This is a genomic window from Cryobacterium sp. Hz9, from assembly GCF_004402825.1.
In the GTDB taxonomy this organism is placed as follows: Bacteria; Actinomycetota; Actinomycetes; order Actinomycetales; family Microbacteriaceae; genus Cryobacterium; species Cryobacterium gelidum.
Genome location: NZ_SOFC01000022.1, coordinates 81,916 through 95,753, shown reverse-complemented (window position 1 = coordinate 95,753; position 13,838 = coordinate 81,916). Strand labels below are relative to the sequence as shown.

Here is a 13,838-nt window from a genome sequence, read left to right as displayed (position 1 = left end):
CACCTTGTCTGCGGGTGTCGCGCCACGGCATCCGTTGGGCATGCGGCCGACAACCGGCAGGGTGTCGCGGGTACAAAAAAGGGGCCGAGCCCGAAGGCCCGACCCCTTTCAGAGATCGAAGTAGAAGAAGACTACTTGATGATCTTGGTCACCGTGCCGGCGCCGACGGTACGGCCACCTTCACGGATAGCGAAGCCGAGGCCCTCTTCCATGGCGATCGGCTGAATCAGCGCGACAGTCAGGTCGGTGGTGTCGCCAGGCATGACCATCTCGGTGCCCTCGGGCAGCGTGATGACGCCGGTGACGTCCGTGGTGCGGAAGTAGAACTGCGGGCGGTAGTTCGCGTAGAACGGGTTGTGACGGCCACCCTCGTTCTTGCTGAGGATGTACGCGGTGCCCTCGAAGTCGGTGTGCGGCGTAACCGAACCCGGCTTGACGACGACCTGGCCGCGCTCAACGTCTTCGCGCTTGGTGCCACGAAGAAGAAGTCCACAGTTCTCGCCGGCCCACGCCTCGTCGAGCTGCTTGTGGAACATCTCAATACCGGTAACCGTGGTCTTCTGCGTCGGGCGGATGCCGACGATCTCGATCTCGGAGTTGATCTTGAGGGTTCCACGCTCGGCGCGGCCCGTAACAACGGTGCCACGACCGGTGATCGTGAAGACGTCCTCGATGGGCATCAAGAACGGCTTGTCCTTGTCGCGGATCGGGTCGGGAATGAAGTCGTCAACGGCCTGCATGAGAGTCAGGATGTTGGCGGTCCACTTCTCGTCGCCCTCGAGCGCCTTGAGTGCGGACACCGGAACGACGGGGGCGTTGTCGCCATCGAAGCCCTGGCTGGAAAGTAGTTCACGAACTTCGAGCTCAACGAGCTCCATGATCTCTTCGTCGTCAACCATGTCGGCCTTGTTCAGCGCGACGAGCAGGGTCGGAACGCCGACCTGCTTGGCGAGAAGAACGTGCTCACGGGTCTGAGCCATCGGGCCGTCAGTAGCGGCAACCACGAGGATTGCGCCGTCCATCTGAGCAGCACCGGTGATCATGTTCTTGATGTAGTCAGCGTGGCCCGGAGCATCGACGTGCGCATAGTGACGCTTGTCGGTCTCGTACTCAACATGCGAAATGTTGATCGTGATGCCGCGCTGGCGTTCTTCCGGAGCCGAGTCAATCGACGCGAAGTCGCGCTGAACGTTGATCTTGGACGGGAACTTATCGGCAAGAACCTTGGAGATCGCTGCAGTCAGCGTGGTCTTTCCGTGGTCAACGTGACCGATCGTTCCGATGTTTACGTGCGGCTTTGTCCGCTCGAACTTGGCCTTGGCCACTGTGGGTCCTCCTCAGGACTCGCTTGCAAATGCACGGCCGCCGTTACGAGCGGCCGGTATGCGCTGGATGTGTCTATTTATGGTACTCGGGCCAGGTGGCCGAAGCGATTCGGCCCGAAGGCCAGAATAGAGGACTATTCGCCCTTGTTCTTGTTGATGATCTCGTCGGCAACTGCCTTCGGGACCTCCGCATAGCTCTCGAACGTCATCGAGTACACCGCACGGCCTGAGGTCTTCGACCGCAGGTCACCGATGTATCCGAACATCTCCGACAGTGGAACGTGGGCGCGAATTACCTTCACGCCCTGCGCATCCTCCATGGTCTGGATCTGCCCACGACGCGAGTTGAGGTCTCCGATTACGTCACCCATGTATTCCTCAGGGGTGCGAACTTCGACCGCCATCAGCGGCTCGAGCAGAACGGGGTTCGCCTTACGAACGGCTTCCTTGAAGCCCATCGAGCCGGCAATCTTGAAGGCCATCTCCGAGGAGTCAACGTCGTGCGCAGCACCGTCAAGCAGGCTGGCTCGAACGCCCACCATCGGGTAGCCGGCCAGGACGCCTACGCGCAGCGCATCCTGAATTCCAGCATCCACCGAGGGGATGTACTCACGCGGGATACGGCCACCGGTGACCTTGTTGAGGAACTCGTACGACTTCTCAGCAGTGATTTCCATCGGCTCGATCGCGATCTGAATCTTCGCGAACTGGCCGGATCCACCGGTCTGCTTCTTGTGCGTGTAGTCGTGACGCTCAACGGCCTTGCGGATCGTTTCGCGGTACGCCACCTGGGGCTTGCCGACGTTCGCCTCAACGTTGAATTCACGCTTCATGCGGTCGACAAGGATGTCCAGGTGAAGTTCACCCATTCCCTTGATTACCGTCTGGCCAGTTTCCTGGTTCTGCTCGGTACGGAAGGTGGGGTCTTCTTCGGCAAGCTTCTGAATGGCAAGGCCCAGCTTTTCCTGGTCCTGCTTGGTCTTGGGCTCGATAGCGACCTCGATAACCGGGTCAGGGAACGTCATGGACTCGAGTACGACCTGGGCGTTCGGGTCGCACAGGGTGTCGCCCGTGGTGGTGTCCTTGAGACCGATGACCGCGTAGATGTGACCGGCGGTGACGAAACCGACCGGGTTCTCCTTGTTGGCGTGCATCTGGAAGATCTTGCCGATGCGCTCCTTCTTGCCCTTGGTCGAGTTGATGACCTGGGCTCCAGAGTCGAGACGGCCCGAGTACACGCGCACATAGGTGAGGCGACCGAAGAACGGGTGCACCGCAACCTTGAATGCGAGAGCCGTGAACGGCTCCTCGGCGTCCGGGTGACGCATGATGACCTTCTCCTCATCGCGAACGTCGTGCGCCTCAATGGCGGCCACGTCGAGCGGGGTGGGGAGGTAGTCAACGACAGCATCGAGCATTGGCTGAACGCCGCGGTTCTTGAACGCAGAACCGCACAGAACCGGGTAGATCTCGCTGTTGATGGTGAGCTTGCGGATGGCGCCCTTGATCTCGGCAACCGTCAGCTCTTCGCCGGCGAAGTAACGCTCCATGAGGTCGTCGTCGGTTTCGGCGACGGTCTCGAGCAGGAGCTTGCGGTACTCGGCAGCCTTCTCTACGAGGTCGGCAGGGATCTCTTCGATGGCGTACTTCGAGCCCATCTCCACGTCACCCTTGGAGTCGCCACGCCAGGTCAGCGCACGCATCTGAACGAGGTCAACGACACCCTCGAAGTCAGATTCTGCACCGATCGGCAGCTGGATAACCAGCGGCTTTGCGCCGAGGCGCTTGATGATGGTGTCGACCGTGAAGTAGAAGTCGGCGCCGAGCTTGTCCATCTTGTTGACGAAGCAAATGCGGGGCACGTCGTATTTGTCGGCCTGACGCCACACGGTTTCGGACTGGGGCTCAACGCCCTCCTTGCCGTCGAACACGGCAACGGCACCGTCGAGAACGCGGAGCGAACGCTCCACCTCCACGGTGAAGTCCACGTGTCCGGGGGTGTCGATGATGTTGATCTGGTTGTTGTCCCAGAAACAGGTCGTCGCAGCGGAGGTGATCGTGATGCCACGTTCCTGCTCCTGCGCCATCCAGTCCATCGTCGAGGCGCCGTCGTGGGTCTCGCCGATCTTGTGGTTGACACCCGTGTAGAACAGGATGCGCTCAGTTGTGGTGGTCTTGCCAGCATCAATGTGAGCCATGATGCCGATGTTGCGGACCTTACTCAGGTCGGTGAGCACGTCAAGTGCCACGGGGGTCCTCCGGAAGGGTAGGGGTGGGAATGCGGAACAAGGCCGTGAGCATCCGCCTTTTCAGCGGGCAGGCGCATGCCGACGCAAGCCGGCACGCGCCTGAACCGATGATCAGGAATGCTCGATAGACGAACTACCAGCGGTAGTGAGCGAAGGCCTTGTTCGCTTCAGCCATCTTGTGAGTGTCTTCACGACGCTTGACAGCGGCGCCGAGGCCGTTGCTCGCGTCGAGGATCTCGTTGGTGAGGCGCTCGGTCATGGTCTTCTCGCGACGCGCCTTGGCGTAGCTGGTCAACCAGCGCAGGGCCAGGGTGTTGGCGCGGTGCGGCTTGACCTCAACCGGAACCTGGTACGTGGAACCACCGACGCGGCGCGAACGCACCTCGAGGGTCGGACGGACGTTGTCGAGTGCCTTCTTCAGCGTGACAACGGCATCCAGCTCGTTCTTGGCGGAGACACCGGCGAGGGCATCGTAAACGATGCGCTCGGCGAGGCCCTTTTTGCCATCGAGAAGGATCTTATTGACGAGCTGGCTGACGATGGGTGCACCGTAAACCGGGTCGGCAATGACAGGGCGCTTGGGAGCGGGTCCTTTACGAGGCATTACTTCTTCTCCATCTTTGCGCCGTAGCGGCTACGTGCCTGCTTGCGGTTCTTGACGGCCTGGGTGTCCAGCGCGCCGCGAATGATTTTGTAACGCACACCGGGGAGGTCCTTAACACGGCCTCCGCGCACGAGCACCATGGAGTGCTCCTGCAGGTTGTGGCCCTCGCCGGGAATGTAGGCGGTGACCTCGGTGCCGTTGGAGAGCTTGACGCGGGCGACCTTGCGCAGAGCCGAGTTCGGCTTCTTCGGGGTGGTCGTGTACACGCGGGTGCAAACGCCGCGCTGCTGCGGGTTGGACTTCAGGGCGGGAGCCTTGGTCTTGGTGACCTTGGGGCTACGGCCCTTTCTGACCAACTGCTGAATGGTGGGCACTAATTACTCCTTGTTATTGCTGCACGGTGACAGCTTTGTGATGGTTAGCATTCGACCTCGCGATCGAGTTCATCTGGACCCGCTTGAACCCACACGATTGCTCGCGCGTGTTTTGGTGGGTATGCCGTGGGGGTTAGCTCGAAGAGTCAACCCTGCATGTGTGGAATTTCGCCCTAACCTCGTGCTACCTCGATGCGAACATCGGGAGGGCATAATTCAGGCGCACGACAAAGCGCACACTGCGTAATTCTAGCCCGGTGGAGCATCTACGGTCAAATGGGTTGCGCCCCGCATGCTGCCGCTTCGTGCGTTGGGTTGTGCGTGCCTGGCCCGGGCAGCGGATGCGGCGGCTCGGCTAGGGATTACGCGGCCAGAGCGGGGAATCGAGGGTGCTTTCCAGGTCGGCGAGCAGGGCCTGCACCTGGGGCTCGACGAACTGGGCGATCGCAGCGAGGAGGCGGGGCCGCTGCTGGGTGAGCTCGGCGCAGACTCGACGGCCGACCTGGGTGGCAAACGTGTCGGCGAGGCGCAACTCGGCGCTGAGCGCCGCCTTCTCTTCCGGGGTGAGCGGGGGAAGGAGGGCGGACTGCTCGTCGTCGTCGTTGGCTTGTGTGGGCGTCGGCTGGGGGTCGGCGGGTTGGAGGTCGGCGGGCTGCTGGTCGGCGAGCTCGCTGAAGGTGAAGAGGTAGGGGGCATCCGCTGTCGGTTGCGGATCGAGGTCGAGTCCACGAAACTCCGGGTCGAGGCCCTCGGCGGGCCGGTAGGCCCGGGCAGATTCGCGGCGCTCGCTCAGGTTGAGTTCGTGCGCGAGCAACGGCAGGTTGAGCTCGGTGTATTCGTCGACCGACGCGTCGATCACAATCCTCATGCGCATCGACAGCGCGTGCTGCACGACGTGGGGCACGTCGACGGCGAGCCCGGCGGCAGCGACGATGGGCGAGCCGAAGCATTGCCGGCAGAGTCGGGACCGCCCGCGATGCGTCGCGGGGCGCCAGCGGGTGATCCAGCGCAGCCAGTTCTCCACCTCGTGGTCGACGCGCGTCTCGATGGACCTATCCATAGTGCATAAGGGTACTCGCCCGGCGTGCTTTCCGAGATGTCAAGAATGGCCCAAGCGCGCGGCTAGTTGTCGTCGTTTTTCTCCCAGGGCCACGCGGGGGCGCCGGAGCCCGCGGGTTTGGCCAGGAGCACGGCAAAGAACAGAAAGGCGATGAGCCAGCCACTGACCGCGATGGCGATTGCGAACGGGCTCGTCATTTCACCGCCGATGAAGACGACCGAGCGAAAGAGTTCGCCGGCGCCGAGGCTGTAGAGGACTCCCCCGGAGATGCAATAGCCGAGGTACGCGGCCACGCCGGCCATGAAAATCGGCAGCGGCGGTATGTGCGTCAGACGTTCGGGCGAGCGCAGAACCGCGCTGAGAACGACCCAGACCAGCGCGAGGGCCGCGATGGTGACCATGATGGGGCCGAGGAGGGCGCCGGCATCCGTTTGGTTGATGACGTCACGATTGAGCAGCAGACTGAGCACTCCGAACGCCGCCACGATGAAGGCCGCGTAGAGGGCGGCCGCGAAGGCCGCCATGGTGATCGCGTACTTTCGGTATTCCCGCATGGGACCAGCGTAGGCCCACCGGTGAAGCGAGCGAAGCCCCGGCTGCCGAAAGGGCAGCCGGGGCCGGAACGCGCGAATCGAACGCTAGGGTCGTGTTACCTGCGGGCCCTCGGCGAGCAGACGCTCGTATTCGGTGCGCGCCTCGAGGTTGCGGGCGGTGACGCGGCGTCCGCGGTGGGCGATCCAGGCTCCGGCCCAGATCGGTACCTCGCGGGCGATGAGGCCGGCGGCAATGGCGCCGGGGTTCAGCCACAGGGACTGCACGATGCGGCCCATTTCGGTGGGACTGAGGCCGTCGGCCCGGCCGTCGATCACGAGGCCGAGCAGCGCTCCGCCTATATAGGAGAAATACACCACGGCGCCGACGACGAATCCGAAGAGTACGTAGCCCCACCAGCCGCCCCGATTGATCAGGGCGATCAGGCCGCTGTAGGCGAGGAAGAAGAAGATGACGGGAATGTAGAACACCGGCAGCGAGGCGAAGGCGGTGAAGCCGGCCACGGTCATGGCGATGGTCGCGCTCGTCACACCGATGATGATGAACGCTGCGACGGCGTAGAGCACCGCGAAGACCACCGTGGCGAGCAGGGCGATCAGGATGCCGCCGCCCCGGTTGCCGCGGTCCTTGGGCTTGGTGGGCGCCTGCACGTAGATGGGCGATTGGGCCTGCGGCGTGTACGACGGCGCTGTGTTGACGGGAGCGTCATCGACGGGCGGCGCGGCAGCCGCGGTTGTTGTGGCGACGTACGCCACCGGCGCGATTAGAACTTCGTGATCAGGATCGACGGTGGAGCTGTTCGCCGGCACGGTTTCGGCGGGTGCAGAGGTGTGTGCGTAGTCGTCGGCGAGGCTCGGCGCGGAGGCGTCGGCATCGGCATCGGCATCGGTCGAAGACGTGAGAGGCAGGTGGCGGGCGGGAGCGGAGGCGGGCGTCTCGTCGCCGCGTTCGGCCGCGCTCAGGTTGGCATTGATGGCGTCGTAGTCGATGACGAGGGGTTCGTGCTCGGGCTCCGGCACGACAGTCTCGTTCGCGCCCGACTCCGGGGCGGCGTGGTCGGGGGCACCGGTCTGGTCGGTGGACGTGGGCTCTCGGCTGGTTGGATCGGGCGCTGCTGCAGAATCCGGCTCATGATTCTTCTTGCCGTCGGTTGGCGTGTTGTCGCTCATGCTGAACTCCTTGTGGCCTTCGCCGTGACTGACCTCCACTGTACCAATCGTGCGCTTGAATTCCGGGACACGTCGACACGCGGCGCATCTTTCGATCGAGTCGACAGCCGGCAGAGTCACCCGCGCGAGGCGCGAATGCGGGACCCTTTGAACGGATACTGCGCGATGAAATTCGCGCGCGAACTCACTAGGTCACCCCAAATATGGGCACGACGACCGCATGCTGTCCTCCCCCATATTGGGTAATGCATACGCCACCGGTGCCCCATATCTTTTCGTTCACCGAGCGACTACCTAGGTCAGCTCCACACAGAATGGAAAACCCGTGAAGTTCTATACCAAGATCCAGGCCCTCATCAACAGCATGCGCAGCGAGGAAGAAGGCGCCACCGCCGTGGAGTACGGCCTGATGGTCTCCCTGATTGCCGTCGCCATCATCGTCACCGTCACTCTGATCGGCACGAACCTCAACACCATGTTCGCCGGCGTCGCGGGCAGAATTCGCGTCGCTCCCTAAGTTCCCTCGCCATATTCGGCCGATGCTCGGTCACCCGCACGCTCGTGTAGTGGCGGCGGCTTCCCGTTCGAAGTCGCCGTCACACACAACTACCGCCCACCCGAAGGGGCACAGACATGCTTCATCAGCGCATCAAACCAGGCGAACGCGGCGCGGCAGCGGTGGAGTTCGCACTCATCCTCCCCGTGCTTCTCGTCCTGGTCATGGGTCTCATCGAGTTCAGCCTGCTCTTCAACAACCAAATCTCCCTGACCAACGCGGCCCGCGAGGGTGCCAGGTTCATGGCCATCAAAAACAATTCGGCGAACGCGAAGTCCGCCGTTATCGCGGCGGCACCGTCGGTCAACCCGCGGATCTCCGCCGGCGATATCAGCGTCAGCCCGTCGAACTGTACGTCCGGCTCGACCGTGACCGTGACCATCGTCTACAACGCACGGCTCCTCACCGGATTTTTTGGCACCGTCCTGCCACTGACCGGCAAAGGGGTGATGCTGTGCGGTGGTTAAATTCCCGACTCCGCTCGGAGCGCGGTGCGAGCGCCGTCTTCTTAGGCATCCTGCTGGTACCGCTTATCGGCTTCCTGGCCATTGCACTCGACGTCGGCGCCCTTTACGCCGAACGCGCCCAGCTGCAAAACGGGGCGGACGCCGCGGCCCTCGCGATCGCCCGGGACTGCGCTGACGGCGTCTGCAGTAACTCCTCAGGCTTGGCAGCCGGCTACACCAATGCGAATGCCAATGACGGCGCCGCCAACGTTCTCGCGCCGCACATCAACCTGATCGACCGAACCGTCACGGTGTCCGACTCGACCCGAACCGACACCGGGGCGAATGCCATCCGACATCCGTTCGCCTCGCTCATCGGCATAGACTCGACGACCGTGGGCGCCACCGCTACCGCAGAGTGGGGCCCACCCGGCGACGGCCCGGCAGTTTTACCACTCGCACTCTCGTACTGTGAGTTTCTACTGTTCGGCTCCCTCATCAACGAGGTCAAGATCACGATTCGTTACGATGAAAACCATCCGTGCAGGCGGGATGGCCATGACATCCCGGGCGGGTTCGGCTGGCTCGACCAGGTTCCCGGCCGGTGCGACGTACTGGTAGACCTCGACGCCGCCGAGGTGCCAAGCCGACCCGGTAACAGCCAGCCTGTTGACTGTGAGGAAACTCTGGCCAACCTCGAGGGTCGAACGATCCTCATTCCCATTTTCGATTCGTCCACCGGCACCGGCGCCAACGGGGTCTTCCACATTTACGCCTTCGCCTCCTTCAAGGTCACCGGCTGGAAATTCGGCGGCGGAAACCGCATGCCACTCGTGAACGTCGATAACTACCCGGGGTGTCTCTGCACTGGCGGCGACTATCGATTCATCCAGGGATACTTCCAAGACTGGGTGTCCGTGGACAGCGCCTTCGAACTCGGCGGACCCAACCTCAACGCCGACGCCGTCAGACTTATCAACTAGGAGAAGCCATGAAAACCCGACTCATTGGAGCAATCCTTGCGATCGTGCTTGCCGTCGTCGGCACCGTCGTGCTCACCGGATATGTGCAGGGCGCAGATGCCCGTGCCACCAACGGCGCCGAGATGGTATCCGTCTATGTCGTGACCGAAGAGATCCCCGCCGGTACCGCCGCGGAGAAGATTGGCGAGCTCATCGCCGAGAAGAAGATACCCGCGGTTGCCGCAGTGCCCGGTCGCGTAACTAAGCTGAGCGCCCTCACCGGCCGGGTGGCGGATACCACCCTCCAGCCCGGCGAGCAGCTCCTCACCTCACGCTGGGTGAACTCGGCCGAGCTCGCCGCCCGCGGCGACGTCAAAGTGCCTGATGGCATGCAGGCCGTGACCATCGCGCTTCCCGTCGAACACGTCGTCGGCGGCACCATCAAGGCGGGAGACACCGTCGGCGTCGTGATCACCGCGTCGATCAAGCCCGCTGGCGGCAGCGAGGAGCGGCCGGTGAGCAAGCAGGTCTTTCATAAGGTGCTCGTGACCGCTGTACAGGAAGGAACCATGACGTCGCCCGCGAAGGGTCAGGACGGAGCCGATGCGGCGTCCGAGCCGGTCAGCTCGGTCATGGTCACCCTCGCCCGCACCACACCAGACATCGAGAAACTCGTCTGGGGCCAGGAGTTCGGCTCCGTGTGGCTCACCCTGGAGACCGCGAAGGCCGAGGAGACCGGCTCACGCATCGTTGACGGCAACGCGGTGTTCGAATGAGTCGCTTACTACTCATCGGCAACAGCCATGGATTCGAGACCCGTCTCAACATTCTGCTCGGAGCCGCCCTCAGCCTGGTCAAGGGGCAGTTTCTGGCCTTCGGACCGTCGGCCGTGCTCGGCCGGCTGCACGCGGCAGACCGGCCGGACGTGGCTCTGCTCGGATCGGCTCTCTCTCTCGGGCAAACGAACGTACTCTCGACCGGGCTCGCCACCCTCTACCCCGGCGTGGGCATCGTGATCGTGCGCGGAAACCGGGCGGGAACCGACCAGTGGGTCTCCGATCTGACCATTCACACGTTCCTGAGCCCCCGCGACGAGCAGGCGGCCGCTCTCACACCCGCCGGTGCCCGGTACTCCTGCGGTAAAACCTGCAGCGTGCGAAATTCGCACCGGGCAGACGCGGAGAAAACACCGAGACTTGGGCCCGAGTTCGATCTTGCGCTCGAATCGGACTTCGTTCCGGCTTCAGCCAAGGAACCCGACGTCGCCAGGCTCATTCCGCCGGCCATCGAGACGGTCGCCGCGGCCGCCGGCATCCGGTGCCACGTCATCGCCGTCGTGTCGGCCAAGGGTGGCGTCGGCAAGACGACGGTCGCCACCAACCTCGCCGTGGGACTGGCCAAGCAGGCGCCAATGTCGGTGGTGCTCGTCGATGCCGACGTGCAGTTCGGCGACGTCGCCACTGCCCTATCTCTGTCGCCCGTGCATACCCTTCCTGACGCAGTCACGGAAGCAGCGCAACTCGACACGATGGTGCTCAAGACCTACCTCACGCCGCACGAGCGCGGCTTCTATACCGTGTGCGGTGCGGACACCCCGGTCGAAGGGGACCGGGTGACCGGCGAACAGCTCAGCCATCTGATCAAGCAACTCAGAGAAGTGTTCCGATTCGTCGTGATCGACACGGCGCCCGGGCTCGGCGACCACGCCCTGGCCGCGCTCGAGCTGGCTACCGACGCCGTGATCGTCTGCGATATGTCGGTACCGAGTGCGCGAGGACTGCGCAAGGAGCTGGCCGCGCTGGCGAGTATCGGCATACTGCCTTCCGCTCGCCACGTCGTGCTGAATCTGGGCGACCACACCAGTGGCATTTCCGTGCGCGATATTGAGGCGACGATCGGAGCGCCGGTAGATATAGCCATCCGGCGGTCCAAGTTGGTGGCATTGTCGACGAACCGCGGCGTGCCGATCCTGGCTGACGGTGCCAGAAACCCTGCATCAACCGCGCTCACCGCTCTGGTGCGCCGATTCGATCCATCGGCTTCGCTCAAACGCGGCCGCCTACACCGAAGGGTGATTCTGGCATGAAACTGACCGAACGAGTGGATGCGGCACGGGAAAAAGGCCCCCAGCATCGCTTTGACAAGCATGCCCCGGTTTTGGGCGCGGTGAAAATTAGCTATAGCGAGCCGGCCGCGGCCAAGACTGCTGTGATACCGCTGTCCATTTCAGCAGCGGATGTCCAGTCCCTCACAGTGCCGGCGCCATTACCGGTGCCGGTGGTCGCGCCTGCACCCCCGGTTGATCCCCTCGCCGAGATCAAGGAGCGAGCCGCCCAGGAGCTGTTCGAGCGCATCGGAACGCGCCTCAATGACCCCAGCCTGAGCGAAGAGCAGCTACATGCCTACGCAAGAGCCGAGCTGGGCAACATCGTTTCGGCCGAGCAGGTACCGCTCAGCTCCGACGAGCGCTCCCGCCTCATCGCCGAGATCGATGCCGACGTTCTCGGGTATGGTCCGCTCGACGTCTTGCTCGCTGATGAGGCCGTATCCGAGATCATGGTCAACGGCCATGAACAGATTTTCGTCGAAAGAAACGGGCGCCTCAGCCTCAGCCCCTCCCGCTTCACGAGCGAGGCCCAGCTGCGGCGAGTGATCGAGCGGATCGTCTCCAAGGTCGGTCGACGCATCGATGAGTCGTCGCCGCTGGTGGATGCGCGCCTCGCCGATGGCTCACGCGTCAACGCGATCATCCCGCCGCTAGCCGTCGACGGCTCATCGCTGACTATCCGCAAATTCTCCCGTGAACCGCTTACGGTCACAGACTTGATCGAATTCGGCACGTTGAGCGCGGACATGGCGGAGTTACTCGATGCCTGCGTAAAAGCGAAGCTCAACATCATCGTCTCCGGGGGAACCGGAACCGGCAAGACGACCCTGCTCAACGTGCTGTCCGGCTACATTCCGCCCGACGAGCGCATCATCACGATCGAAGACGCCGTGGAGCTGCAGCTTCAACAGGAACACGTCATCCGTCTCGAATCACGCCCCGCGAACATCGAGGGCAAAGGTGAAATCACCATCCGCGATCTGGTGCGCAACTCCCTGCGCATGCGCCCGGATCGGATCGTGATCGGTGAGTGCCGCGGCGGCGAAAGCCTCGACATGCTGCAGGCCATGAACACCGGCCACGACGGTTCCATTTCGACCGTGCACGCCAACTCGCCGCGCGACGCGATCGCGAGGCTGGAGACCCTGGTGCTCATGGCCGGGATGGACCTGCCGCTGCGCGCCATTCGGGAGCAGATCGCCTCAGCGATCGATGTGATCGTGCAGATCAGTCGACTCAAGGACGGCACCCGCTGCGTTACCCATGTCACCGAGGTGCAGGGCATGGAGGGCGAGATCGTCACTCTGCAAGACGCCTTCGTCTTCGACCACGGCGTTGGCACCGACGCTGACGGACATTTGCTCGGCCGCGCGGTCGCCACCGGGGTGCGACCACGGTTTGCCGACAAGTTCCGCGATCTGGGTATTGAGCTCTCGCCGGGTATATTCCAGGCTGAACTGACGACACGAGCACAGCGATGAGCGAGATCATTCTCTACTCCGGGATCGGGGCCGGTTTAGTCGCCCTGCTGGTTCTCGTGTTCGTGGTAATCGCGCCGCCGGCCCCCCGCGTGTCGTTGGAACGCCGTCGCGCCCCCGGCGTGATCGAGACGTCCACCCTGACCAAGATGACCGACCGCACGGTCGAAGCGATCGATGGCGCGCTCCGCCGGGGCGGCCGGGCGCCGTTCAGCGCGGCGGAACTGGAGCAGGCGGGCATCCGGATGCAGCCCTCGGGATTCGTGCTCATGGTCATCTCTGCCGCCATGGTTCTGTCACTGTTCGGACTCATTCTCGGCACCGGCTCACCCTGGGCCGTGCCACTCATGGTCACGTTCGCCGCGCTCGCCCCGATCGGTGCCAAGGTACTGATCAACCTGCGCGCCGGGCGCAGGCGAGCCAAATTCGCCGAACAGCTCGACGAATCGCTCACCCTTCTCGCCGGTTCGCTTCGCGCTGGCCACAGCCTGCTCCGTGCCGTCGACGCTGCCTCGCACGATACGGAGTCACCGACGGCCGATGAGCTCGCCCGGGTCGTGAACGAAACCCGGATCGGGCGCGATCTGGGCGACGCACTCGACAACACCGCGATGCGGATGCGCAGCGACGATTTTCAATGGGTCGCCCAGGCGATCGCAATCAACCGTGAAGTCGGAGGCAACCTGTCCCAGGTGCTCGACCAGGTGAGCCACACCATCCGTGAACGCAACGAAATTCGGCGGCAGGTGAAAGCGTTGGCCGCGGAGGGCAAGATGAGTGCCTGGGTGCTGATCTTGCTGCCCATCGGCGTCTTCACCTTTCTGTTGTTGACCCAGCCGAGCTATTTCGGCGGCTTCTTCAGCAGCATCTGGGGAATCGCCGCCCTTGTCGTCGCCGCCATCCTGCTCGGGATCGGCTCGCTGTGGATGATGGTCGTCGTCAAAGTGAAGTTCTAG

The 13,838-nt window shown here is 63.4% G+C and carries 14 protein-coding genes; 7 read left to right on the top strand and 7 right to left on the bottom strand.

The genetic code is table 11. The annotated features are described in order from the left end of the window. Positions 1-131: 131 nt before the first annotated feature. The 7 genes from tuf to E3N85_RS11440 all read right to left on the bottom strand — a co-directional run bounded on the left by tuf (position 132) and on the right by E3N85_RS11440 (position 7,333). On the bottom strand, positions 132-1,325 hold the full coding sequence (gene tuf / locus E3N85_RS11470) for an elongation factor Tu (RefSeq protein ID WP_104127849.1): 1,194 nt from the start codon (positions 1,323-1,325) through the stop codon (positions 132-134). A 134-nt stretch (positions 1,326-1,459) separates the two neighbouring features. Continuing rightward, positions 1,460-3,574 carry an elongation factor G gene (fusA, locus tag E3N85_RS11465; RefSeq protein WP_134463324.1) on the bottom strand — a complete coding sequence of 705 codons (2,115 nt, stop codon included), beginning with the start codon at positions 3,572-3,574 and terminating at the stop codon, positions 1,460-1,462. A gap of 133 nt (positions 3,575-3,707) precedes the next feature. Further along, positions 3,708-4,178, bottom strand: a complete 471-nt coding sequence (gene rpsG, locus E3N85_RS11460; protein WP_092107221.1) for a 30S ribosomal protein S7 — start codon at positions 4,176-4,178, stop codon at positions 3,708-3,710. Then, the gene (gene rpsL / locus E3N85_RS11455; protein ID WP_035834602.1) at positions 4,178-4,552 is read right to left on the bottom strand and encodes a 30S ribosomal protein S12; all 375 of its coding nucleotides are present in this window, start codon (positions 4,550-4,552) and stop codon (positions 4,178-4,180) included. The genes rpsG and rpsL overlap by 1 nt, the downstream gene beginning before the upstream one ends. 355 nt (positions 4,553-4,907) lie before the next feature. Then, complete coding sequence (locus tag E3N85_RS11450) at positions 4,908-5,612, bottom strand: spermidine/putrescine ABC transporter substrate-binding protein (RefSeq protein ID WP_134463322.1); 705 nt, start codon at positions 5,610-5,612, stop codon at positions 4,908-4,910. Between the two features lie 62 nt (positions 5,613-5,674). After that, the gene (locus E3N85_RS11445) at positions 5,675-6,166 is read right to left on the bottom strand and encodes a DUF6121 family protein (protein WP_134463320.1); all 492 of its coding nucleotides are present in this window, start codon (positions 6,164-6,166) and stop codon (positions 5,675-5,677) included. An 84-nt stretch (positions 6,167-6,250) separates the two neighbouring features. After that, positions 6,251-7,333, bottom strand: a complete 1,083-nt coding sequence (locus tag E3N85_RS11440; protein WP_134463318.1) for a hypothetical protein — start codon at positions 7,331-7,333, stop codon at positions 6,251-6,253. A 325-nt stretch (positions 7,334-7,658) separates the two neighbouring features. On the opposite strand from E3N85_RS11440, the gene E3N85_RS11435 reads away from it, so the two are divergent. The 7 genes from E3N85_RS11435 (at position 7,659) to E3N85_RS11405 (ending at position 13,838) form a co-directional block, all read left to right on the top strand. Continuing rightward, complete coding sequence (locus E3N85_RS11435; protein ID WP_241978460.1) at positions 7,659-7,850, top strand: Flp family type IVb pilin; 192 nt, start codon at positions 7,659-7,661, stop codon at positions 7,848-7,850. 116 nt (positions 7,851-7,966) lie between these two features. Continuing rightward, positions 7,967-8,356 carry a TadE/TadG family type IV pilus assembly protein gene (locus E3N85_RS11430; RefSeq protein WP_134463316.1) on the top strand — a complete coding sequence of 130 codons (390 nt, stop codon included), beginning with the start codon at positions 7,967-7,969 and terminating at the stop codon, positions 8,354-8,356. Beyond that, a complete protein-coding gene (locus E3N85_RS11425) occupies positions 8,344-9,318 on the top strand; it encodes a Tad domain-containing protein (protein WP_166783936.1) in 975 nt (324 codons plus the stop codon). The genes E3N85_RS11430 and E3N85_RS11425 overlap by 13 nt, the downstream gene beginning before the upstream one ends. Before the next feature lie 8 nt (positions 9,319-9,326). Beyond that, positions 9,327-10,073 (top strand): Flp pilus assembly protein CpaB, encoded by a 747-nt coding sequence (cpaB, locus tag E3N85_RS11420; protein WP_134463314.1) that lies wholly within the window; start codon positions 9,327-9,329, stop codon positions 10,071-10,073. Next, a complete protein-coding gene (locus E3N85_RS11415; RefSeq protein WP_134463312.1) occupies positions 10,070-11,383 on the top strand; it encodes an AAA family ATPase in 1,314 nt (437 codons plus the stop codon). Before cpaB ends, E3N85_RS11415 begins: the two co-directional genes overlap by 4 nt. Further along, positions 11,380-12,885 (top strand): CpaF family protein, encoded by a 1,506-nt coding sequence (locus E3N85_RS11410; protein WP_134463310.1) that lies wholly within the window; start codon positions 11,380-11,382, stop codon positions 12,883-12,885. Before E3N85_RS11415 ends, E3N85_RS11410 begins: the two co-directional genes overlap by 4 nt. Then, positions 12,882-13,838, top strand: coding sequence for a type II secretion system F family protein (locus E3N85_RS11405; RefSeq protein WP_134463308.1), 957 nt, complete (start codon positions 12,882-12,884; stop codon positions 13,836-13,838). Before E3N85_RS11410 ends, E3N85_RS11405 begins: the two co-directional genes overlap by 4 nt.